Origin of the sequence: Jiangella aurantiaca, from assembly GCF_004349105.1 — a bacterium.
Lineage (GTDB): Bacteria > Actinomycetota > Actinomycetes > Jiangellales > Jiangellaceae > Jiangella > Jiangella aurantiaca.
Genome location: NZ_SMLB01000001.1, coordinates 339,817 through 362,309 on the forward strand (window position 1 = coordinate 339,817; position 22,493 = coordinate 362,309).

Annotated in this window: 18 protein-coding genes and 1 pseudogene; 6 read left to right on the forward strand and 13 right to left on the reverse strand. The window is 72.9% G+C overall.

The annotated features are described in order from the left end of the window. Positions 1–36 precede the first annotated feature (36 nt). Together E1262_RS01380 and E1262_RS01385 are read right to left on the reverse strand one after the other, a co-directional pair. Positions 37–2,976: a helix-turn-helix transcriptional regulator gene (locus E1262_RS01380; protein WP_203453425.1), complete on the reverse strand. Its 2,940-nt coding sequence runs from the start codon at positions 2,974–2,976 to the stop codon at positions 37–39. Positions 2,977–3,029: 53 nt separating this feature from the next. Next, entirely contained in the window at positions 3,030–3,290 is a 261-nt protein-coding gene (locus E1262_RS01385) for a hypothetical protein (protein ID WP_132101227.1), read from the reverse strand. Positions 3,291–3,503: 213 nt separating this feature from the next. Here E1262_RS01385 and E1262_RS01390 point away from each other — a divergent pair, with 213 nt between their 5' ends. Together E1262_RS01390 and E1262_RS01395 are read left to right on the forward strand one after the other, a co-directional pair. Further along, positions 3,504–4,937, forward strand: coding sequence for an NAD-dependent malic enzyme (locus tag E1262_RS01390; protein WP_132101228.1), 1,434 nt, complete (start codon positions 3,504–3,506; stop codon positions 4,935–4,937). Positions 4,938–4,992: 55 nt separating this feature from the next. Continuing rightward, positions 4,993–5,550, forward strand: a complete 558-nt coding sequence (locus E1262_RS01395; protein ID WP_132101274.1) for a YqgE/AlgH family protein — start codon at positions 4,993–4,995, stop codon at positions 5,548–5,550. A 373-nt stretch (positions 5,551–5,923) separates the two neighbouring features. Here E1262_RS01395 and E1262_RS01400 read toward each other — a convergent pair whose 3' ends face one another. From E1262_RS01400 to E1262_RS01410, 3 genes are all read right to left on the reverse strand, one after another. Then, positions 5,924–6,217, reverse strand: coding sequence for a hypothetical protein (locus E1262_RS01400; RefSeq protein ID WP_132101229.1), 294 nt, complete (start codon positions 6,215–6,217; stop codon positions 5,924–5,926). Then, positions 6,204–7,247, reverse strand: coding sequence for a C2 family cysteine protease (locus tag E1262_RS01405; RefSeq protein ID WP_132101230.1), 1,044 nt, complete (start codon positions 7,245–7,247; stop codon positions 6,204–6,206). The genes E1262_RS01400 and E1262_RS01405 overlap by 14 nt, the downstream gene beginning before the upstream one ends. Before the next feature lie 80 nt (positions 7,248–7,327). Further along, the gene (locus E1262_RS01410; protein WP_132101231.1) at positions 7,328–7,588 is read right to left on the reverse strand and encodes a DUF3039 domain-containing protein; all 261 of its coding nucleotides are present in this window, start codon (positions 7,586–7,588) and stop codon (positions 7,328–7,330) included. Positions 7,589–7,651: 63 nt separating this feature from the next. On the opposite strand from E1262_RS01410, the gene E1262_RS01415 reads away from it, so the two are divergent. Then, entirely contained in the window at positions 7,652–9,100 is a 1,449-nt protein-coding gene (locus tag E1262_RS01415) for an MFS transporter (protein WP_203453427.1), read from the forward strand. 148 nt (positions 9,101–9,248) lie between these two features. Next, on the forward strand, positions 9,249–11,048 hold the full coding sequence (locus E1262_RS01420) for a DEAD/DEAH box helicase (RefSeq protein ID WP_132101232.1): 1,800 nt from the start codon (positions 9,249–9,251) through the stop codon (positions 11,046–11,048). A gap of 35 nt (positions 11,049–11,083) precedes the next feature. Here E1262_RS01420 and E1262_RS31600 read toward each other — a convergent pair whose 3' ends face one another. The 3 genes from E1262_RS31600 to E1262_RS01430 all read right to left on the reverse strand — a co-directional run bounded on the left by E1262_RS31600 (position 11,084) and on the right by E1262_RS01430 (position 14,552). Next, positions 11,084–11,215: a hypothetical protein gene (locus E1262_RS31600; protein ID WP_275261609.1), complete on the reverse strand. Its 132-nt coding sequence runs from the start codon at positions 11,213–11,215 to the stop codon at positions 11,084–11,086. A 263-nt stretch (positions 11,216–11,478) separates the two neighbouring features. Further along, complete coding sequence (locus tag E1262_RS01425; protein WP_132101233.1) at positions 11,479–13,002, reverse strand: golvesin C-terminal-like domain-containing protein; 1,524 nt, start codon at positions 13,000–13,002, stop codon at positions 11,479–11,481. 107 nt (positions 13,003–13,109) lie between these two features. Beyond that, on the reverse strand, positions 13,110–14,552 hold the full coding sequence (locus E1262_RS01430) for a helix-turn-helix transcriptional regulator (protein ID WP_132101234.1): 1,443 nt from the start codon (positions 14,550–14,552) through the stop codon (positions 13,110–13,112). Positions 14,553–14,684: 132 nt separating this feature from the next. On the opposite strand from E1262_RS01430, the gene aceA reads away from it, so the two are divergent. Next, complete coding sequence (gene aceA / locus E1262_RS01435; protein WP_132101235.1) at positions 14,685–16,007, forward strand: isocitrate lyase; 1,323 nt, start codon at positions 14,685–14,687, stop codon at positions 16,005–16,007. A gap of 126 nt (positions 16,008–16,133) precedes the next feature. On the opposite strand, the gene E1262_RS01440 is transcribed toward aceA, so the two are convergent. The 4 genes from E1262_RS01440 to dhaK form a co-directional block, all read right to left on the reverse strand. Next, complete coding sequence (locus E1262_RS01440) at positions 16,134–19,058, reverse strand: beta-L-arabinofuranosidase domain-containing protein (protein WP_132101236.1); 2,925 nt, start codon at positions 19,056–19,058, stop codon at positions 16,134–16,136. 165 nt (positions 19,059–19,223) lie between these two features. After that, positions 19,224–19,622: a dihydroxyacetone kinase phosphoryl donor subunit DhaM gene (dhaM, locus tag E1262_RS01445; RefSeq protein ID WP_132101237.1), complete on the reverse strand. Its 399-nt coding sequence runs from the start codon at positions 19,620–19,622 to the stop codon at positions 19,224–19,226. Further along, positions 19,619–20,248, reverse strand: coding sequence for a dihydroxyacetone kinase subunit DhaL (dhaL, locus tag E1262_RS01450; RefSeq protein ID WP_132101238.1), 630 nt, complete (start codon positions 20,246–20,248; stop codon positions 19,619–19,621). Before dhaL ends, dhaM begins: the two co-directional genes overlap by 4 nt. 2 nt (positions 20,249–20,250) lie before the next feature. Continuing rightward, a complete protein-coding gene (gene dhaK / locus E1262_RS01455) occupies positions 20,251–21,243 on the reverse strand; it encodes a dihydroxyacetone kinase subunit DhaK (protein ID WP_132101239.1) in 993 nt (330 codons plus the stop codon). A 98-nt stretch (positions 21,244–21,341) separates the two neighbouring features. Here dhaK and E1262_RS01460 point away from each other — a divergent pair, with 98 nt between their 5' ends. Next, positions 21,342–21,983 (forward strand): IclR family transcriptional regulator, encoded by a 642-nt coding sequence (locus tag E1262_RS01460; protein ID WP_132101240.1) that lies wholly within the window; start codon positions 21,342–21,344, stop codon positions 21,981–21,983. A 7-nt stretch (positions 21,984–21,990) separates the two neighbouring features. Here the strand turns inward: E1262_RS01460 and E1262_RS30110 are convergent. After that, positions 21,991–22,493, reverse strand: a pseudogene (locus E1262_RS30110) (hypothetical protein); the annotation flags it as partial.

Sequence of the window (22,493 nt, forward strand, 5' to 3'; positions counted from 1 at the left end):
CTCACCCGGCCGTTGCAGGTCGTCGTGCTGGCGCCGTCAGCCGGCGTCGGCGAGCAGTCCGCGCTGGTGGGCGACGGACACGGCCTCGGTGCGGCTGGCCGCGCCGAGCTTCGTCATGACCCGCGACAGGTGCACGCTGACGGTCTTCTCGCTGATGAACAGCTCTTCGCCGACCTTGCGGTTGGTGTAGCCGCGGGCCACCAGCTCGAGGACGGACAGCTCGCGCGGCGTCAGCAGCCCGGCGACCGGCAGCGCGGTGCCGGGCAGCGCGACATGGGCGCGCCGGGCGAGGTCGCGGACGGCGCCGGCGAGCGGCTGCGCGCCCAGCCGGTCGGCGGTCTCGAGGGCGGCGGCCAGCTCGACGGCGGCGGCGTCGCGGTCGCCGCCCGCGACCAGCACCTCAGCGAGCCGCCACCGCGCAAGCGCGACCTGGAACGGTTCGCCGTAGCCGAATGCCTCGACGACCGCACGCCACGGCTCGGCGTCGGCCGACCCGGCCAGCCGGGACTCCTCGGCCCGCAGCCGGGCCAGCCACGCCTGGCCCTCGGGGCCGAGACGGTCGGCGCGCGGGATGCCGAGCTCGGCGGTGCGACGGGCGAGCTCGGCGAAGCGCAGCCCTTCGGCGACGGCGGCCGCCTCGGAGTCGGCGTCGTGCTCGACGCGGGCCCGGCGCGCGACGTCGGCCAGTGCGCCGAGCGCCAGCACGGCCAGCCGGATGCCGCCCAGCGGCCAGCGGTCGTCGTCGCCCTTGCGCATCGAGGCGATGGCCTCGTCGGCGAGCCGGACCGCTTCGTCGTGCCGGCCCTGCCAGCCGGCCATCTCGATGCCGGCGATGCCGGCCAGCAGGGCGATCTGGCTGTCGCGGTGCCACTCGGGCCGGATGCGGGTGAGGTCGCGCTGAGCTTCGTCGAACCGGCCCCGGCCGACCTTGATGATGGCCGCCGACGCCGCGAGCAGCGCCGTGATGGTGTCGGAGACCTGCTCGCCCGGCGGGCTGGCGGCCGCGAGCGCCTCGTCCCAGCTGCCGTGCCCGTAGTGGACCATCGCCCGCAGCCAGCGCAGCTCGAGGCCGTACATGCTCCAGGTGACGCCGAGCTCGACGGCGCGGGCGACCGCGGCGTCGGCGATGGCGACGGCGTCGTCGAGCAGCCCCTGCTCGTACCGGGTGGTGACGAGGTTGAACGACGCCCGCAGCTCGACGTTGGCCGCGCCGACCCGGACGGCGTTCTGTCGGGCCTGCTCGAACAGCGCGCAGGCGTCCTCGATGGCCCCGGTGCGGAGGTCGTTGAAGGCGAGCGAGATGAGTGCGTCGGACTCGGCGCTGACGCTGCCGGCGGCGCGGGCGTCCTCGATGGCCTGCTCGGCATACATGCGGGACAGGTCGTCGTCCTTGGACCAGTGGGTGCGCGCCCGCAGCGCCAGCACCCAGGCGCGGGTGCGGCTCGGCGGCTCGTTCTCGACCAGTTGCCAGGCCTCGGCGATGGCCTTCGTGGCCTCGGCCCAGCGGCCGTTGGCCAGCAGCGACTCGGTGAGCTGACGGCGGACGTCGGCGCGGGCGACGGGGTCGGCGTCGCGGTCGGCCAGCGCGGTGGCCGCCTGTGCGTAGGCGAGGGCCCTCTCCGGGTGCCCGGCGGCACCGGCGACGTAGGCGGCCTTGCGGGTGAGCGCGAGCTCGTCGATGCCGGCGTGCGCGGCGGGGTTCTCGACCGCCGACCACAGCTCCAGCGCCTGCTCGACGTGGCGCAACTCGGCCGCGAGCGCGCCGACCCGCATGGCGTCCTCGGCCGCCTTGACCGACGCGGCCAGCGCCGTCGGGAGGTCGTTGCTGCGCAGGCTGTGGAAGGCGAGCGCGCCGGCCAGCTCGTCCTGCTTCAGCTCGACGATGCGGCGCGCGTAGGCGGCGTGCAGCCGGACCCGCTCGCCCGGCAGCAGGTCGGCGTAGACGGCCTCGCGCAGCAGCGCGTGCCGGAACGTATAGCCACCCTGGTCGTCGGTGACGAGGACGTGGTGCTGCAACGCCTCGCGCAGCGCGGCGTCGAGCTCGCCGTCGGGGAGGTCGACGACGGAGCGCACCGCGGCGTGCCGGACGTGCCGCCGGCCGGTGACGGAGATGGCGCCGACGACCCGTTGCGCGGCGGGACTGAGGGTCTCGACCCGCGCCAGCAGCACGTCGGCCAGCGCGGTGGGGATGCCGCCGGCCGGGCCCGTGGCGCTGGCCGCGACCAGCTCCTCGGCGAAGAACGCGTTGCCCTCCGAACGCGCGGCGACGTCGGCCAGCAGGTCGGCGTCGATGCTGCCGTCGGCCAGCGCCTCGACGAACGCGAGCGCGTCGGCGGGATCGAACGGGGCGAGGTCGAGCCGCTCGACGGCGGGCAGCCGGACCAGCTCCGCGAGCAGCGGCCGCAACGGGTGCTGCCGGTGGAGGTCGTCGGACCGGTACGTGGGAACCACCAGCAGGCGCTGGCCGGCCAGCCGCGAGACCAGGAAGGACAGCAGGTCGCGGCTGGACGCGTCGCTCCAGTGCAGGTCCTCGATGGCGAGCACCACCGGGGCGTCGTCGCTCAGCTCCGCCAGCACCGTGAACATGGCGTCGAAGAGCTGCAGCTGCCCGAGGTCGTTCTCCTCGCCCGACCGCGACGCGGTGGCGGCGGCGCGTCCGATCAGCCCGGACAGCGCCGGCCGGGCGTCGACCAGGTCGGGGCGCACCCGCCGCAACTGCTCGACGACCTCCTTGAACGGCAGGTACGGCAGCCCGGCCTCGCCGACGCTGACGCAGCGGCCCAGCAGCACGTGGGCGCCGGCCGCCTCGGCCTCGGCGGTGAACTCCGTCAGCAGCCGGCTCTTGCCCACGCCGGCGTCGCCCGAGAGGAGCACCGCGCCGCCGGTTCCCGTGCGGGCGCGGTCGAGCGCCGCGCGCAGCTGGGCGATCTCAGTGCTGCGTGCGGTGAAGGGGACTCCGGTACCGAGCCGAGGCACGATACCGATGCTCGCATACCCCTCCGACAATCCGGTGAGCATTTCGTCGCGGGTCAGCGGACGGCGCTGCCGGGCCGCGGCCGCACGCGGGGTGCGGCCGGCACGGCCGGCTGGGCCTTCCGGGCCGGCACCGGTCGCCGGGCCGCGGACCGGCTGGGGCGACGGTATGCGTCCCAGGCGGTCTCCGGTCGGTCCTCGGCCGCGTGAACGGCCTGCTCGACCTGCTCCGTCGTGGTGGCGCTGCGGGTAGCGGCGACGTCGCGCCGTACGCGCTCCTGCCGGTAGGCGATCTCGGCGCGGACGCTGTCGATCATGATGTCCCTCCCTCGGACGTCTCTCGTACCGTTGAGACTCGTGCTGAGGCGGGGCCGGCGGCATCGGGCGTCCACGCACACCACCGCGGCGCGACCCCTTACCCCGTCGACGGCGGGGAGTAAGGGGTTCTTCGGCCGACCCGGCCGCCAGTGCCCGGAGGGTGCGGAATCATCTACGGTGGTCCTGCTCACATCTCGTCACGAAGGGTCACCGTGGTCAGCGTTCCGAGCGTCTCCTACTCGATCACCGTCCGGCTCGAGGTCCCCGCGGGCGGCTCGTCCGTGGGCCAGCTCACCGCCGCCGTCGAGAAGGCGGGCGGGCTCGTCACCGCGCTCGACGTGACCGCGTCCGGCGCCGACCGCATCCAGGTCGACGTCACCTGCGCCGCCACGTCGTCGGCGCACGCCGGTGAGCTGGTCATGGCGCTGCGCTCGGTGCCCGGCGTCGTCATCGGCAAGGTCAGCGACCGGACGTTCCTCGTCCACCTCGGCGGCAAGATCGAGGTGAAGTCGAAGGTCCCGATCCGCAACCGCGACGACCTCTCGCTCATCTACACCCCCGGCGTCGCGCGCGTGTCGCAGGCGCTCGTCGACAACCCCGACGACGCCCGGCGGCTGACCATCAAGCGCAACACGGTCGCGGTCGTCACCGACGGGTCGGCCGTGCTGGGGCTGGGCAACATCGGCCCCACGGCGGCGCTGCCGGTCATGGAGGGCAAGGCGGCGCTGTTCAAGCGGTTCGGCGGCATCGACGCGTTCCCGATCTGCCTCGACACCCAGGATGTCGACGAGATCATCCGCACCGTCCAGCACATCGCGCCGGTGTTCGCCGGCATCAACCTCGAGGACATCTCCGCGCCGCGCTGCTTCGAGATCGAGGCCCGGCTGCGCGAGCTGCTCGACATCCCGGTCTTCCACGACGACCAGCACGGCACCGCCATCGTCGTGCTCGCGGCGCTGCACAACGCGCTCAAGGTGGTCGGTAAGGATCTCGGATCCATTCGAGTAGCGATGTCCGGCGCCGGCGCGGCCGGGCACGCCATCGCTCAGCTGCTGGTCGCGGCCGGCGTCACCGACATCGTCGCCGCCGACATCAACGGCGTCATCCACCCCGGCCGGGCCGACCTCACCGGCGTGCCCACCTGGTACCTCGAGCACTGCAACCCGCGCGGCGTCACCGGCGACCTGCGCGACGCGGTCGCCGGCGCCGACGTGTTCGTCGGGGTGTCGGCGCCCAACGTGCTGACGGCCGCCGACGTCGCGACGATGTCGGACCGTGCGATCGTGTTCGCGCTGGCCAACCCGGAGCCCGAGATCGACCCGCGGGCCGCCGGCGAGTACGCCGCCGTCGTCGCCACCGGCCGGTCGGACTACCCGAACCAGATCAACAACGTGCTCGCCTTCCCCGGCGTCTTCCGTGGGCTACTCGACGCCCACAGCCGGTCCGTCACGACGGAGATGATGATCGCCGCCGCGCGGGCGCTGGCCGCCACCGTCAAGGACGAAGAGCTCAACCCGTCGTACATCGTCCCCAGCGTCTTCCACTCCGGCGTCGCCGAGACGGTGGCCGAGGCGGTGCGCGGCAGCGTCGAGACCATCAGACGCGTCGCCGAGGAGACCGGCGAGTTCCCGGCCATCCCGGTCTGATGCGCCGGCACGGTGACGCGGGCGTGACCGACCAGGCACGATGGAACACGTGGGCATGAACTCTGCGGCGCTGACCGGGAAGCTGCTCGTCGCGGCACCGTCCCTGCGCGGCTCGACGTTCGACCGCGCCGTCATCCTCATGCTCTCCCACGACGGCGACGGCGCCCTCGGCGTCATGGTCAACAGGCCGACGGAGGTGCTGGTGGGCGACGTCCTGCCCCGCTGGATGTCCGTCGTTTCGGAGCCCGGAGTCGTCTTCCAGGGCGGGCCGGTGAGCCTGGACAGCGCGCTGGGGCTGGTCGCCGTCGGCGGCAACGACGAGCCCCTGGGGATCAGACGCGTCCGGGGCCGGCTGGGCGTCGTCGACCTGGACACGCCGGCCGAGATCATCGAGCCCGCGGTGACGGCGATGCGGGTGTTCGCCGGGTACGCCGGCTGGGCGCCGGACCAACTGGAAGGCGAGATCGAGGAGGGCTCCTGGTACGTCGTCGACTCCGAGCCGGGCGACGCCTTCCGCACCGACGCCCAGGACATGTGGCCGATGGTGCTGCGGCGGCAGGGCGGCCAACTGGCCCTCATGGCCACCTTCCCCGTCGACCCGTCGATGAACTGACCGGCAGCCGCGCCCCCTGACCGTGACCAACGTCACGGTGCGGGTTGGTGGAGCAGGGGATTTCGTGGTGAACCGCGACCGCGCGCCTCAACGTCCGCAGGCCGGTTTCGGCCGGGCGTCGGCCTGTGGACAACGATGATCATCAAGGATCGGGTACATCACCAGGATTCCTGCACCCTCGACACGATTGCAGGCGTGGTGATGCTCCAGAAAACGTCATGACGTGCCCCGGATCACGGCGATATCTCAGCACGTGGATGCCGTGCGGCACCCCACGACCGCCGCGCCGTGCCCGCGCTTGACGACGATGGCCAGTCATGCCGGGCTGGCGCCTGCCAACGGTGGCCGGCCATGGTGGCACGCAGGCCCGGCCTCACCTCGCCAGCCGTTCCAGGACGGCGACGGTGTGGTCGCCGGCGGTGCCGGGCGGTGCGTCGGGCGCCAGTCGCGGCGGCGGGCTGGTGCGCACGACCCGCCAGCGCGCACCGCCGGCCATGAGGATGTTGCCGGGCGCGTACCAGGCGGTGGTCTCGTGCCCGCCGGGATCGTCGACGCCGAGGCAGACGAGCGGGGGATCGACCCCGAGGACGGTGATCGAGGCGGCGCCGATCGGCACCGGGTAGCCGAGCCGGACCCGCACCGTCGCGGCGGGGTCAGTCGTCGTCATCGGTCTCACACCAGTCGATGCGGGTGAACAGGTCGCGAAAGACGTCGAGCGGCACCGGGCGCGGGTGGCGGCGGCCCCACGGGTTGTGCAGCAGGACCCGGCGCTCGGCGTCGAGTCCGTGGACGGCGTAGGCGTGCGCGACCGGGGCCAGCCGGTACCGCAGCGCCGCGGCCGCGCCGGACCGGTCGTCGTCGAAGGGACGGCTGCAGGCGACCGCCGGTTGCCCGGACTCGACCAGCGCCGCCACGATGTCGTCGCCCGCCTTCGGCACGCGCAGCAGGTAGCTGGGCCGTCCCGTGAGCCAGTACAGCGCCTCGACCGGCAGGCCGCCGCGGCCGAGTGCGGTGTAGCCGCCGCCGTAGACGGCGAATGCCTTCTCGACGTACGGCACCAGCGTCGAGCCGTCGGGGGAGTGGGCGTACGCGAGGCGCCCGCCGCCAGCATCGACCGGAAGCGTCGGCCGCAGCCGGTACCGCCGCCCCGGCACGTCGACCAGCACGGCGTCGTCGCCCGCGGACACGGCCGGCAGCAGCCACGGCGCCCGATCGGCCACCGCGCAAAGGGCGGCGACCAAGTGGCAGTCGCTGATGCTGCCCTGCCGGGCGAACCCGGCACCGACGGCGGCCGGCGGCGTGAGCGGGTGCTCGGCGTACCGGACGCCGTCGGTGAGCTCGGGCTCCGGCGCCAGCCCGGGGACGGGGACGGGTGGACCGCCGGCCACCGACGGCGAGGGGGCGACGAACGGTGGCCGGCGGCCCGGCGGCGGGGTGTCGTGGAGCAACGCGAGGAGCCGCCCCACCTCGGCGTCGAGCGCGTGGAGGGTCGCCTCGGCCGCCTCGTCGGCGACGGTCGCCATGGGCCGGGCCAGCTCCGCGACCGCCGGCCCCACGGCCGCGACGGCGGCAGCAGCCCGCACGGCGGCCTCCGCACGGCCGACCACCGCCGCTCGCAACGCGCGGAAGTCCGCGCCGGCGGCGGTGCGCAGGGACGTCAGTGACTGGACGGCCGCACGGATCGGCCGTTCACCCACGGCCGGATCCGGACGCCGTCGTCGTTGTCGCTCTCACACCTCCTATGGGTGCTTCTAGCGACCCGAATGTGACACGACGATCAGGATTTCTCGCCGCCGCCGGGCTTCATGGACTCCCAGATCTCCTTGCACTGCGGGCAGACCGGGTACTTCTGGGGGTCGCGGCTGGGCACCCACACCTTGCCGCAGAGGGCGATGACGGGCGTCCCGTTGATCATGGCGTCGGTGAGCTTGTCCTTGGGCACGTAGTGCGAGAACCGCTCGTGGTCGCCGTCGCCGCTGGAGGGCTGGGTGCGGCGATCCTCGATGGTCTCGGTGCCGGGGGTCAGCTGAGTGCTCACACGGCCAGTCTACGGACCGGGAGGACGAACCGCGCATGTCTGTAGCGTCGCTATGATTCGCTCGTGACAGAGCAGTCGGGCGACGAGGTGGCGCAGGGAATCCTCGGCCCGGCGTACCGGCGGCTGTCGATCGGGATCGTGTCGGCGGTGGTGTTCGTCGCGTTCGAGTCGATGGCGGTCGCGACGGCGATGCCGACCGCGGTGCCCGAGCTCGACGGCATGGCGCTCTACGCGTTCGCGTTCTCGGCGTTCTTCACCACCAGCCTGTTCGCCATGGTCGTCTCCGGCGAGCTGTGCGACCGCACCGGCCCGCGGCTGCCACTGATCCTGGGCACAGGCGCCTTCACCGTAGGCCTGCTGCTGGCCGGGTCGGCGCAGTCGATGTGGCCGTTCCTGGCCGGACGGGCGATCCAGGGGCTCGGCGGCGGGCTGGTCATCGTCGCGTTGTACGTGGTGGTCGGACGGGCCTACCCGGAGCGGCTGCGGCCGAAGATCTTCGCCGGCATGGCGGCCGCCTGGGTGGTCCCCTCGATCGTCGGGCCGCTGGTCGCGGGCCTGCTGACGGACGAGCTGTCGTGGCGGTGGGTGTTCCTCGGCATCGCGCCGCTGGTGCTGATCCCGGTGTTCCTCGCGCTGCCCTCGACGAAGGCGGTCGACGGGCCGCCGCCGGGTGGCGCGACACGGCGGGCCGGGCGGAAGCGGTTCGCGCTGGCGGCCGCGGTCGGCGTGGGCCTGCTGCAGTACGCCGGCTCGCGCGCGGACCTCCTCGCGATCGCGGTGGCCGCCGTCGCGCTGGCGCTGATGGTGCCGAGCGTGCCGAAGCTGCTGCCGCCGGGCACCATCGCGCTGCGCCGCGGGCTCCCCACCGTCGTCGCGCTGCGCGGCATCTACGCGGGCGCGTTCTTCGGCACCGAGACGTTCCTGCCGCTGCTGCTGGTCGCCGAGCGCGGGCTGTCGTCGACACTCGCCGGGCTGTCGCTGACGGGCGGCGCGCTGGGCTGGGCGACCGGCTCCTGGTACCAGGGCCGCACCCGCACGGTCGCGCCGCGCTACCTGCTGGTCCGGGCCGGCGGGCTGTTCGTCGCGGCGGCGATCGGCAGCGTCTCGCTGGCGCTGGTCGAGGCGGTGCCGCCGTACGTCGTGATGTTCGGCTGGGTGATCGGCGCCTTCGGCATGGGCATCGCGACGGCCAGCATGAGCGTGCTGCTCTTCCAGCTGTCGCCGGTCGAGGAGCACGGCGCGAACTCCGCGGCGCTGCAGGTCAGCGATGCGCTGTTCACGGCGACGTTCGTCGGGCTGGCCGGGACGATCTTCGGCACCGGGCACGCTGAGTCGATCGCCCAGACCACCGTCGACCACTGGGTGTACCTGGTGATCATCGCGGTCATGGCGGTCCTGGCGCTGTTCGGCGCGTGGGCCGCCGGCCGGGTCCGCGCGCCGTCGGACGCCGCGCCGACCGGCATGACGGCAGGGCCACCGCCCCCGGGTCCCGCCGCGGAGCCGACGGCGTGAGACTGCGCGCGTCCCGGCCGCGGCCGTCGGTCCCGGCCGTTAGGCTCGACGGGTGCGCGGGTCGCCGCCCGGCCCTGGGCGCCGTCGGTGTCGGCAGTGCTGCCGATGGGCCGCGTCAGAACATGGACGTCGACGTCACGGGAGATGTGTGAGCACTTCGGCCGCTGAACACCTGCCTCCTGCCTATCCCGATCGTGCCCCGTGGGGAACCGCGGGGCGCCTGCGTGCTTGGCAGGCGGCGGCGCTCGAGGACTACCTCACGCGCGATCCGCGCGACTACCTCGCCGTCGCCACGCCAGGTGCGGGCAAGACGACGTTCGCGCTGCGTATCGCCGCGGAACTGCTGGCCCGCAAGGTCGTCCACCAGCTCACCATCGTCGCGCCCACCGAGCACCTGAAGCGGCAGTGGGCCGAGGCCGCGGACAAGGTGGGCATCACCGTCGACCCCGCGTTCAGCGGCCGCACGGCCCGCACCAGCCGCGACTTCACCGGCGTCGCCGTCACCTACGCCGGCGTCGCCGCGCACCCCATGCTGCACCGCGCCCGCTGCGAGAACCGCCGCACGCTGGTCATCCTCGACGAGGTGCACCACGCCGGCGACTCGTTGTCCTGGGGCGAGGCGACGCGCGAGGCGTTCGAGCCGGCGGCGCGGCGGCTGGCGCTGACGGGCACGCCGTTCCGGTCCGATATCAACCCGATCCCGTTCGTCACCTACGCGCCTGACGTCCAGGGCATCCCGCGCAGCGTCGCCGACCACTCCTACGGCTACGCCGAGGCGCTCAAGGACGGCGTCGTCCGGCCGGTGCTGTTCCTCGCCTACTCCGGCGAGATGCGCTGGCGGACGCGGGCCGGCGACGAGGTCGCGGCGCGGCTGGGCGAGCCGCTCACCAAGGACATCACCGCGCAGGCCTGGCGCACCGCGCTCGACCCGCACGGCGACTGGATCCCGTCGGTCCTGCAGGCCGCCGACACCCGGCTCACCGAGGTGCGCCGGCACGTACCCGACGCCGGTGGGCTGGTCATCGCCACCGACCAGGAGTCCGCCCGGGCGTACGCGGCACTGCTCAAGCGGGTGTGCGGCGAGTCGCCCACCGTCGTGCTGTCCGACGAGCCGAAGGCGTCGAAGAAGATCGCCGGGTTCAGCGAGGGCGACAGCCGCTGGATGGTCGCCGTCCGCATGGTCTCCGAGGGCGTCGACGTGCCCCGGCTCGCGGTCGGCGTCTACGCGACGGCCACCCAGACGCCGCTGTTCTTCGCCCAGGCGGTCGGCCGGTTCGTCCGCGTCCGCAAGCGCGGCGAGACCGCGTCGATCTTCCTGCCGACGGTGCCGTCGCTGCTCTCGTACGCCGGCGAGATGGAGGTGTCGCGCGACCACGTCCTCGGCACGCCGCCCGGCGCCGACGACGACCCGCTGGCCGCCGAAGAGGCGCTCATGCAGGCCGCTCAGCGCGAGGAGCCCGGCGACGGCGAGGAGCTAGGCCCGTTCGAGGCCCTCGGCTCCGACGCGTCCTTCGACCGCGTCCTCTACGACGGCGGCGAGTTCGGCACCCAGGCGAGGGCCGGCTCGGCCGAGGAGGCCGACTACCTCGGCATCCCCGGCCTGCTCGAGCCCGACCAGGTGGCTGCGCTGCTGCGCCGCCGGCAGGCCGAGCAGCAGGCCGCCCGCGCCACTGCCACGGCGGACGACGGCGACCGCGGGGCAGAGGGCGGTGCGGCGGCGAACGGCCACGGCGAACGCGACGCCGCGATGTTCGAGCAGATCTCGGTGCTCCGGCGCGAGCTGAACGGGCTGGTCGGCGCCTGGCACCACCGCACCGGCAAGCCGCACGGCGTCATCCACACCGAGCTGCGCAAGTCCTGCGGCGGTCCGCCCGCGGCGCTCGCCACGGCGGCGGAGATCCAGGAGCGCATCGACACCATCCGCGCCTGGGCCATCGCCCGCGGCTGACGTTCCCAGGGACCGGCGACCGACACCGGAGCGCGTCAGTCAGTGCTGACGGCGATGGTCACCGCGCCGTTGTCCGCGGTGGTCTCCTGGTCACTGCCGTCGAGGGTCACCGCGTCGGCGAGGGTGAGCGGCGTCGCGGCGATGAGCTGCTCGTGGGCCCGCTCCATCGCCTCGTAGTGTTCGCCGATGAACGGCTCGACCTCGGGCCACGGCCGCCAGCCGACATGTGCAGGAACGCCTCGTCGTTTTGGATATCGGACAGGCTCACCGGAGACTCCATTGCCAGAACGGACGCGGCTACGAGGCTATCGAGGCACTTCGGGACGGCTGCTGCTACCCCGGGACGAGGGCGGCCGCCCCGCGACCGTCAGGGGGGATCAGGCCGCGGGGCGTCCGCCGGGGCTCCGGGGCGCCCCTTGCGCCAGAACGTTCAGCGGGAAATGCGGACGGCGTCGGCTTCGATGGAGCCGGCCGTCGACGTCCAGCGGCTGACGCCGACCACCTGGTGGTTGCCGGTGGCCAGCGAGAACGTGCCGATGGAGACCCATCGGCCGCCGTTGTTGCGCTGGTCGACGTAGACCGTCTGGTTGCCGCTGGTGGTGGCGACGATGTACGGCGTGCGGGAGTTGTTGGCCGGGTCCTGCGGGTACCAGACCTCGACCCGGTAGGTGCCGGCCGCTGGGATGTCGGCGCTGAACCACGCCGGGTCGCTGGCCAGCACCGGCTGGGCGTGCCGGTGGTTGCTGCCGTACTGGCCGGGCGCCGACGCAGTCACCCAGTTGGCGCCGGCTGTGAACGCGCCGCCGTTGTCGACGACAACGCTCCACGATGGCTCGCCGCCGCCACCGTTGACGTAGCTCATGTACCGGTTCCAGTCCCAGTTCGGGCCGGGGTCGGTGTGCGTCGCGCCGGGGGCCTCGCTGTGCGCGATGACGTGGGTGCGGTCGCGTGGGATGCCGTACCGGTCGCAGACGTGCCGGGTCAGCGCGGCCGACGACCGGTACATGGCCTCGGTGTACCAGGCGGGGTCGTTCACCCAGCCCTCGTGCTCGATGCCGATGGAGCGGTTGTTGGTGGTGCCGACGTGCCAGGCGACGTCCTTGTTGCGGACCATCTGCGTCACCTCGCCGTCGGACGAGCGGACGACGTAGTGGGCGGACACGTTCGCGCTGGGGTTCTGGAACCAGGAGATGCAGCCGGCGTACGAGCCCTGGACGGTGTGGATGACAACGCGGTCGATCGCGTAGTCATTGGGCCGGTTGGCGACGCGGTAGTTACCGGAGTTGGCGGCTACCCAGCGGGCCGGCGGGTAATCGTCGGTCATGACGGCGAACCGCTGCTCCAGCGTAGGTACGGCGGCGAACGCGCCGTACTCCGGGGCGACCGGCCGTGCCGAGACGGTGAACGTCTCGCCGCCTGCCTGCAAGGAAAGTCCGCGCTCCAGCGTCTCGTACACGGTGTCCGCTTCGAGCCGGGCGACTGAGGCGTCGGCGTAGCCGGAGTAGTGGGCGACCGGCTCGTACCAGGCGTCGACCCGGCCGCGGTCGGCGGCGGCCAGCCCGGCGTCGTCGGCCAGCGAGCGCAGCAGTGCGGCGGCGCCGTCGACGTTGGCCGCGACGTCGGTCTTCAGCTCGTCCACGCCGCGGGCGGTGAGTGCGGCGGCTGTGCCCAGCGTGTTGGTGCTCGGGTTGCTGATCAGGTGCATGACGCCGTAGCCGCCGGCCTGGCTGGGCCGGCCGGCGTGGTCGTCGATGCGGGTGACGGTGTACGCGAGTGCGACCAGCAGGTCGCGGGGGACACCGTGCCGGCGGGCGGCCGCGGTGAATGCGGCGGTGAGCCGGGTGACGGGCCGGACGGGGTGGCCGGCGGCGTTGGCGGCGGTGGTGACGACGGGCGTCACGACGATGGCGGCACCGAGCGCCAGGACGGCGCGTCGGCTGGGTTGACTCGTCACTGCGGATCCCCTCTGTCGCCCGGAGCCGGCGGATCGCGCCAGCCGAGTAACAGCAGAACCTACCGACAGTTTGCGGGTCTGTCACCAGATTTCAGAAGAATGTCCGGTTAATCGGATTCGGCTCCGGAGTGTCGCTCCAGGAAGGTGTAGACGTCGGTGCTGTCGACCCCCGGAAACGTGCCTGGCGGCAATGCTGCCAGGAGGTGCGAGTGGACCCGTGCACTGGGCCAGGCGCGGCTGGCCCAGCGGCCGGCCAGCGCGGCCGGCGGGCGCCGGCAGCAGGACGGATCGGGGCAGCCCGACGTGGCCCGGACGGTGGTCTCGCGGCCCTGGAACCACTTCGAGTGGGCGTACGGCACGCCGATGTCGATGGCGAAGTCGCCCTCGGGTGTGCTCTCGACGTGCGTGGTGCACCAGTACGTGCCGCGGCCCATGTCGGTGTACTGGTGGTGGGTGGCGTACCGGTCCGGCGCGGCGAACACCGCCCGGGCGGCCCAGAACCGGCAGACCAGCTGGCCCTCGATGGCGCCGGTGACGTCGGTGGGGAACGTGACGTCGTCGTTCTCGTACGCCTTGTAGATGACGCCGTCCTCGCCGACCCGCATGAAGTGCACCGGCAGCCCGAGGTGGTGGGTGGCGAGGTTGGTGAACCGGTGTGCGGCGGTCTCGTAGGAGACGGCGAACACGTCGCGGAGGTCGTCGATGGCCAGCTCGCGCCGGGCCTTGGCGCGCTGCAGGAAGCTCACCGCCGCCGTCTCGGGCATCAGCAGCGCCGCGGCGAAGTAGTTGGTCTCGACCCGCTGGCGCAGGAAGTCGGCGTAGTCGGCCGGCTCGCGGTGGCCCAGCGCGAAGTGGCCGATCGTCTGCAGCACGATGGTCCGCGGGTCGTGCCCGCCCCGGCCGGTCGCGGGCAGGTAGATGCGGCGGTCCTCGAGGTCGGTGATCGAGCGGGTGGCGCGCGGCAGGTCGGCGACCCGGTGCAGGGTGAAGCCCAGGTGCGCCGTCAGCTCGCCGACCCCGCGCTCGGTGAGTGGGCCGCCGTCGTGCCCGACGGCGCGGGAGATGCCGGCCGCGACCTGCTCGATCTCGGCGAAGTAGTTGCCGCGGTCGCGCATCTGCCGGCGCAGCTCGGCGTTGGCCCGGCGCGCCTCCTCGGGGGTGGCGGCCTGCTCGGTGGCCCGCCGCCGCAGCTCGCGGTGCAGCCCGACCAGCGACTCGAGCACGTCTGTCGGCGTCGCGCTGCCGGCCGTCACGTGGGGCAGCCCGAGTGATGAGTACAGCGGGTCGGCCTGTGCATGCTCGAGCGCGATCTCCAACGCCGCCCGGTGTGACGGCGGCTCCGGCTTCATCAGGTCGGCGACGTCGACGCCGAGCGCCGTCGCGATGGCCTGCAGCAGTGTCAGCCGCGGCTCGCGCCGTCCGTTCTCGATCTGTGAGAGCAGCGACGGCGCGCGGTCGACGGCGGACGCGAGCGCGCCGAGCGTGAGCCCGGCGCCCTTCCGGGCGTGCCGGATGCGGCGGCCCAGGGTGACGAGGTCGAGATCGGCCATGCTCTCCCCATATCAGTGAAATTGGCCGTTCGGTGAAATTCGGCGAATTTTCACCCACGATAGCGGTGGATCGGCCCTCCGAGTGGCCCGCACGGTGGAAGACGTCAGCAATTCACCGAACCGGGAGTGAGCATGACGACAACACTCGACCCCCACCCCCACACCGGCGCCGCGCCGGCGGACCGTCAGGCCGCCGAGGCCGCCGCCCTCGCCGAGCAGTGGGCGACCGACCCCCGCTGGTCGGGCGTGCGCCGCACCTACACCGCCGAGGACGTCGTGCGCCTGCGCGGCAGCGTCCGCGAGGAGCACACGCTCGCCCGCCGCGGTGCCGAGCGGTTGTGGGAGCTGCTGCACCAGCCCGAGCACGTGGCCGCGCTGGGCGCGATCACCGGTAACCAGGCCGTCCAGATGGTCCGGGCCGGATTGAAGGCGATCTACCTGTCGGGCTGGCAGGTCGCGGCCGACGGCAACACGTCCGGCAACACCTACCCGGACCAGAGCCTCTACCCGGTCAACTCGGTGCCGACCGTCGTCCGCAGGATCAACAACGCGTTGCTGCGCGCCGACGAGATCACCTACGCCGAGGGCGCGGACCCCGGATTCGACTGGCTGGCGCCGATCGTCGCCGACGCCGAGGCCGGGTTCGGCGGGCCGCTGAACGCGTACGAGCTGGCCAAGGCGCTGATCGCGGCCGGCGCCGCGGGCGTGCACTACGAGGACCAGCTGGCGTCGGAGAAGAAGTGCGGCCACCTTGGCGGCAAGGTCCTGGTGCCGACGTCGCAGCACATCCGCACCCTCAGCGCCGCCCGGCTGGCCGCCGACGTCGCCGGCGTGCCGACGATCATCGTCGCCCGCACTGACGCCCTGGCCGCGGAGCTGATCACCAGCGACGTCGACCCGATCGACCAGCCGTTCCTCACCGGCGAGCGGACGCCCGAGGGGTTCTACCGGACCCGCTCGGGCGTCGAGCCGGTGCTGGCCCGGGCGCTGGCCTACGCGCCGTACGCCGACCTGCTGTGGGTCGAGACCGGCACCCCTGACCTCGCGCTGGCTCGCAAGGTCGCCGAGACGGTGCGCGAGCAGTACCCGGACAAGGTGCTGGCCTACAACTGCTCGCCGTCGTTCAACTGGAAGGCGCACCTCGACGACGCCGAGATCGAGACCTTCCAGCGCGACCTCGCCGAGCTGGGCTACCGGTTCCAGTTCATCACGCTGGCCGGGTTCCACCAGCTCAACTACGGCATGTTCGACCTCGCCCGGCGGTACGCCGAGAGCGCGATGACGGCGTACGTCGACCTGCAGCAGCGCGAGTTCGCCGCCGAGCGGCTCGGCTACACCGCGACCCGGCACCAGCGCGAGGTCGGCACCGGCTACTTCGACCTGGTGTCGACGGCGCTCAACCCGGACAGCGACACGCTCGCCCTCAAGGGCTCCACGGAGGAGGAGCAGTTCTGACTGGTTCCCTTCCCTTGTGGGACTCGCCGCCGCCTGGGACCTGGCGGTCGGCCTTGGGGCTAGGGGTGGCCGCGGGTGGATCACCGGGTTCTGGGTCGCCGGTGATCCACCCGACGTCTGTGCGGGTTACAGCTCGCTCTTCGCCCGGGCGGCCGCCATGATGATGGCCTGGCGCTGCTGCCGCGTGTGCCGGCCGGCGTCGGCCCACTCCTTCGAGACCGCCTCGACGCGGCGGACGAACGCGCCGTGGTCGGCGAACGGCGCCGCGTCCCACACGCGGTCGAGGAACGTCTCGCCGTCGGCGTCGCGGACCGCGTCGTTCGGCACGCCGGTGCGCTGCGACCGGAACACCACCTCCGGCTCGACCCGCCTGACGTACGGGTGGAACGGGTTGAACTCGCCGGGCACCGGGTCGGCGACGTAGTACGGCGCCAGCAGGTAGCCGTGCGTGGTGAAGTGCATCGACGCGTCGGTCGGCTGGATCGCCGCGCCGAGGTCGCCGTTCAACCCGACCTGCGGGAAGAAGGTGAACTCGCGGTAGCTCGGGGTCGCGTCGCGCACGACCATCAGCGTCGGCCCGTACATGATCGACTGCACCGACTTGTCGTTGATCGCCTTGTCGACGTGGAAGCTCAGCGGCATCGAGATCTCGACGACGTCGCCCGCCTTCCAGTTGCGGCTGACGGTGACGTACGACGTCGGCGTCGCCTCGACCTCCTGGTCGACACCGTTGACGGCGACGGCGTATCCCTGTCGCGCCCAGCCCGGGACCCGCAGCTCGAGGTCGAGCCGGCCGCTGCCGCTGACGAACCGCAGCCGGGTCGAGCCGGCGGCCGGGAACGCCGTCTCCTGCGCGATGACGAAGCCGCGCTCCGGCCAGGTGAGCGTCGCCGGGATGAACAGGTTCAGGTACAGCGCCGACCCGTCGGAGGACCGGAAGAACACCGTCTCCTGGTACTTCGTGTGGCTCTCCGTGCCGGTGCCGTTGCAGCAGCTGCCGTTGCCGCCGTACCGGCTGTACTCGACGGTGTTGCCGATGCGCCGCGACCGGCCCGGCCACATGTTCTGGTGGTACGTCACCTCGGTCGCGGTGACGCTGTCGACGTCGCGACGCGAGCTGAGGATCTGGTTGTGCAGCGCCTTCTCGTAGAAGTCCATGAGCGCCGGCTCGGGCTCGTGGAAGAACAGGTTCCGGGTGAGCCGGAGCATGTTGTAGGCGCAGCAGGTCTCGGCGTGCCGCGGGTCGTTGTTGGACGTGAAACCCGAGGTGATGTCGCCGCGGGCACGGAAGTGCTCACTCCGTCCGGCGCCGCCGTTGCTGAACGTGCGATGCGGCACCACCATGCCCCAGAAGTTGCGGGCGGCCGTGTGGTAGCTCTCCTCGCCGGTGGACTCGAAGATGCGCAGGTAGCCGATGTTCGGCGCCATGTACTGGTTCGCGTGCCGGCCGTTCAGCTGGTCGTCCTGGTTGATGGTCGCGTTGAACAGGGTGCTGAACGTGAACATCTTGGCGGCTTCGATGAACCGCTCGCGCTGCGCGGCGTCCGTCGTGTGCGTCGCGAGCTCGGCCATGACCTCGTTCATCGACCCTGCCTCGCCTGCGCTGTAGGTGTTCCACATGCGGTCGCGGTCGGCGGGGGAGATGCGGCTGAGCCGGTTGTACACCCACTCGCCCATGCGGAACAGGATCGGCAGCGCGTCCTCGTTGCCGGTGAGGTCGTAGGCGTTGAGCAGTCCACGCATGATCTTGTGGTGGGTGTACCAGACCGCCCAGACGGCGTTCGGCCCGCTGTTCGGCTGCACCATCGGTGGCTCGATCCGGATGAACTGGCCCTCCGGGAAGGCGGCCAGGTAGCCGGGGTAGCCGGTGCCGACGATGGTGGCGTCGCGGCCATGCCCCGACACGTCCGGCGCGCTCTGGCCCTCGTCGTCGAAGGTCCAACGGGCCAGCAGCGCGGCGCCGTCGACCCCGCCGGTCGGGTCGGTGGTGGCGGTGGCCAGCGCCTGGATCTCGGCCGCATCCAGCGCGCGGCCGTGCAGCTGGACGTCGTCGACGGCGGCGTTGAGGAGCGCGTGGTCGTTGCTGGTGGAGCGGCCGATCCAGTTGCCGACGGTGTCGCCCAGGGCCGCCGGGGTGATCGTCATGGCGGTGTTGACGCCGGCCTCGGCACCGTTGACGTACAGCCGTCCGGTGCCGCCCCGCAGGGTGACGGCGACGTGTGACCAGGTGTCGAGCGGCAGTTGGACGGCGCTGTCGATGCGCTGCTCGGCGCTGCCGCCATCGACGGTGAGCGCGAACCGCGGGCCGACGTCGGCGGAGACGCGTGAGGTGAGGGCGAGGTAGACGCGCGAGCTCGTCGCGAGGGTGAGGATGCGGGCGTTCGTCTGGTTCGCGCCCGGGTTCACCCAGGCGGCGAACGTGAAGTCGGTGAGCCCGGTGGGGAGGCCGGCCGGTAGCGTGACGAACTGGTTCGGGTGCGGGTCGCTGAGCCTGACGGCGTTGCCGAACCGGCCGGTGACACGGCCGAAGTTGCGCTGGTCGAGCGCGTCCTGCACCTTCGCCAGCTCCGCGACGATGTAGTCGAGCTTGGTCAGGAAGATCTCCTCACCGGTGGCGGCCCAGCACTGCGCGAGCATCGTCATCCAGTGGCCGGAGAAGTGGCCGCGAAGCAGGTGGTTCGGGGTGTCCCAGCCGCCCGGCCAGGTGCCCGGCGCCGGTAGCCCGGCGTTGGCCCGGAACAGGTGCAGCATCCGGTCCGGTCCGGCCAGCACGTCGCCGGCGCCCGGGTAGTTGCGGGCGTAGTCGAGCATCCGGTCGCGCTTCTGCTTGTAGATTCCGTCACCCAGGGTGACCTGGTTCAGCGCGAACGGCGCGACCTCCCACACGTCCGACGTCCAGCCCGGCCGCGGGGCGCCGCCCGGGATGGTGGCGGTGCCGGCGGCGGTCGCGGCAGGGGCGACCGCGGCGGCGACGGCGGACGCCGCCGCCGGTGCGGCCGCCGCCATGGCGCCCAGGCGAAGCGCGTCGCGTCGGGAGAATCTCTTGCTCATCTCGCCTCCTCGTTCCGGCCTTCATTGGCCGCGGTGGTGCAGGTGTGAGCGTTAACAACAGCGTCTGAGTCCGTCATAGACCGGTGTGACCTGTGATGTGTGAAATACTGCACTCGCGCGGAAGAGCGGTCAAGACCGCCCGATCCGCGGGCCGCCCAGGGTGGATCAGAGCTTCCGCATCGACCAGGCGCTCTCGGCGGAGACGGCGACGGCCTCGAGGTCCTGCCCAGTCGATGCGAGGACGGCGGCCGCGACCGCGCCCTCGGTGAACGGGGCGTCGGCCAGCCGCACGGCCGGGGCGTCGTCCTCGTCGGCCAGGTCTTCGAGCAGCGTCTTCGCCGTCAGGACCGAACTGCCCATGTCCATGATCACGCAGACGCCGTCGCCGCTGTCGGCCGAGTTCACGGCGGCCGCGATCAGCTCGATGCTGGTGCCGAACCGGCCGTCGTCGGTGCCGCCGGCGGGGCGGATGGCGACCGACGGGCCGGCCAGCTCCGCCGCCATCTCGGCGACGGAACCGGCGACCGCCGGGCTGTGCGAGACCAGCACGATGCCGACCGTCACGCCGTGACCTCCGCCAGCGCGCGCAGGATCAGCGCCGTCGACGCGGCGCCGGGGTCCTCGTGGCCGATGCTGCGGGCACCGAGGTAGCTGGCCCGGCCTTTGCGCGCCTGCAGGGGGACGGTCGCGGCCAGCCCCTGTTCGGCGGCGTCGGCCGCGGCCGCGGCGGCCGCGGCGATCGGCCCGCCGTCGGCGGCGACCGCCTGGAAGGCGGCGACCGCCGGTGCGAGCGCGTCGATCATCGTCTTGTCGCCCTCGTCCGCGCCGCCCAGTTCCTTGATCGCCGTCAGCGCGGCCTCCAGTGCCGCGCCCAGCTCCGCCGCCTCGACGGAGGACGCGTCACCGAGCGCCTTCCCAGCGCGGCGGAACGCGCTGCCGTACAGCGGGCCGGCCGCGCCGCCGGTCTTGGCGACGATGCCGCGGCCGGCGGCGACCAGGACGTCGCCCGGTGTCGTGGGTCCCCGCTCCGCGATGTTGGTCAGCCCGGCGGCCAGTCCGCGGACCATGTTGGCGCCGTGGTCGCCGTCGCCGATGGCGGCGTCGAGGCCGGTCAGTCGCGCCTCGTCGGTCTTGACGGCGGCCTCGGCCGCGGTGATCCAGGCCGTCGCCGTCTCCGTGTCGAACGCCATGCTCACCGTCCCCAGCGCAGCGCAGGCGTCGACACCGGAGCGTCCCACAGCCGCAGCAGCTCGTCGTCCAGCGACATCACGGTGATCGAGAAGCCTTCCTGGTCGAGGCTGGTGATGTAGTTGCCGACCAGGCTGCGCGCGACCCGTCCGCCGTGGCCCTCGATCCAGGCGGCGGCCTCGGCGAACGCGCCGTACAGCTCGATCAGCGGCGTGCCGCCCTGGCCGTTCAGCATCACCAGGACGTCGCCGGAGATGGGCCGGTCGGCGTGGATGACGTCGAGGGAGTAGCCGACGAGCTCGCGCACCGGCGCCATGGCGCCGCGCTCGCGGCCGGGCTCGCCGTGGATGCCCACGCCCAGCTCGACCTCGTCCTCGGCGAGGTCGAAGCCCGGCTTGCCCGCCGCCGGGACGGTGCCGGCGTGCAGCGCGATGGCGAACGACCGCGTCACCTCGTTGACGTGCGTGGCGATGCGCGCGACGGTGTCGAGGTCGGCGCCCTCCTCGGCGGCGGCGCCGGCGATCTTCTCGACGAACACGGTGCCGCCCACGCCGCGGCGGCCGGCCGTGTAGGTGGAGTCCTCGACGGCGGCGTCGTCGTTCGTGACGACGCTGACGACGCGGGTGTCCTCGTCCTCGGCCAGCTCGGCCGCCATGCGGAAGTTGAGCACGTCGCCGGTGTAGTTCTTGACGATGTGCAGCACGCCCGCACCGCTGTCGGCGGCCCTTGTGGCGGCGAGGATCTGGTCGGGCACCGGTGACGTGTAGACCTCACCGGGCGCCGCGGCGTCGAGCATGCCGTAGCCGACGTAGCCGCCGTGCAGCGGTTCGTGTCCGGAGCCCCCACCCGAGACCAGTCCCACCTTGCCCGGTGTCGCGCCGGCGGCTCGCGAGACGACCCGGTTCTCCAGGTCGACGGCGAGCGACGGGTGGGCAGCGGCCACGCCGCGCAGAGCGTCGGCGATGACCGAGTCGGGGGAGTTGATCAGCTTCTTCATCGACGGACCGACCTTTCCGTGCTGGCGAAGCGCGATTGTCATCTGCGTGACACAGTACGCGCGAAACGGGCCTCCGGACCGGGCACCGGCGAACCTCTATGGTTGTCGCCGTGGTGGAGATCTCGCAGACGCTCGATCGCGGCCTCCGTCTGCTCGAGATCCTGTCCGGGGCGAGCGACGGGCTCACCGTCGCCCAGGCGTCCGCCGTCCTGGGCGTCAACCGCACGATCGTCTACCGCCTGCTGGCGACGCTGGAGCAGCACGGCCTGGTGCGCCGGGTCGCCGGCGGCCGGTTCAGCGTCGGCTTCGGCGTGTTGACGCTGGCCGGCAGCGTGCAGCCGTCGCTGCGGCAGGTGGCGCAGCCCGTGCTGCGTGCGCTCGCCGAGGACGTCGGCGCGACGGCACACCTCACCATCGCCGACGGCGCCGAGGCACTGGCCGTCGCGGTGGTCGAGCCGACCCGCACCGACTACCACGTCGCCTACCGGGTCGGCTCGCGGCACCCGCTGGAGCGCGGCGCCGCCGGCCGGGCCGTCCTCGCCGGGCGGGAGGGTTCGCGGGGCTTCGTCAGCACGACGGGCGAGCTGCAGACCGGCGCCAGCGGCGTGGCCGCGCCGGTGCTCGGCGTGCCCGGCGTCGAGGCGAGCGTCGGCGTCATCGCGCTCGGTGCGCTGGACGACGACACCGTCGGGCCGCGGGTGGTCGAGGCGGCGGCGGAGCTGGCGTCGCGGCTCGGCTGACGCTGCCTCAGCCGGCGACGGTGACCTCGATCTCGTTCGAGACCATCTCCTCGGCGTCGACGCTGACGACGCGGAACAGGTTCGGGCCGGGCGCGTCGGTGGCGACGGAGCCGCTGAACGTGCCATCCGCGCGGGTGGTGAGGGTGATGGGCCGGCTGGAGGGGTAGTCCTGCCATTCGCCGTCGCCGACCTTGTGCTGCAGCGTCACCTGGACGCCCGCCTCGACCGGCTCGAGCGTCCCGGCCAGCGCGATCAGGTCGTTCGGCGCGACGCTGACCGGGTCGGCGGTGAGCGTCAGGCCCTCTTCGGGTGCGGGCTCGCCCGGCGCCGACATGCCGGGGTCCGAGCTGCGCGCGTCGCCGGGTTGCTCGCCGTCGTCGGGGCGGGAGCCGAACCAGGCGCCGCCGGCGAACCCGAGCACAGCGGCGACGGCGAGGCAGGCGGCCAGCGCGCCGGCCGTGGCCTGGCCGGGCGGTCCGCCGCCGGCGCGGCGGGGCGCGGTGCGGGTGG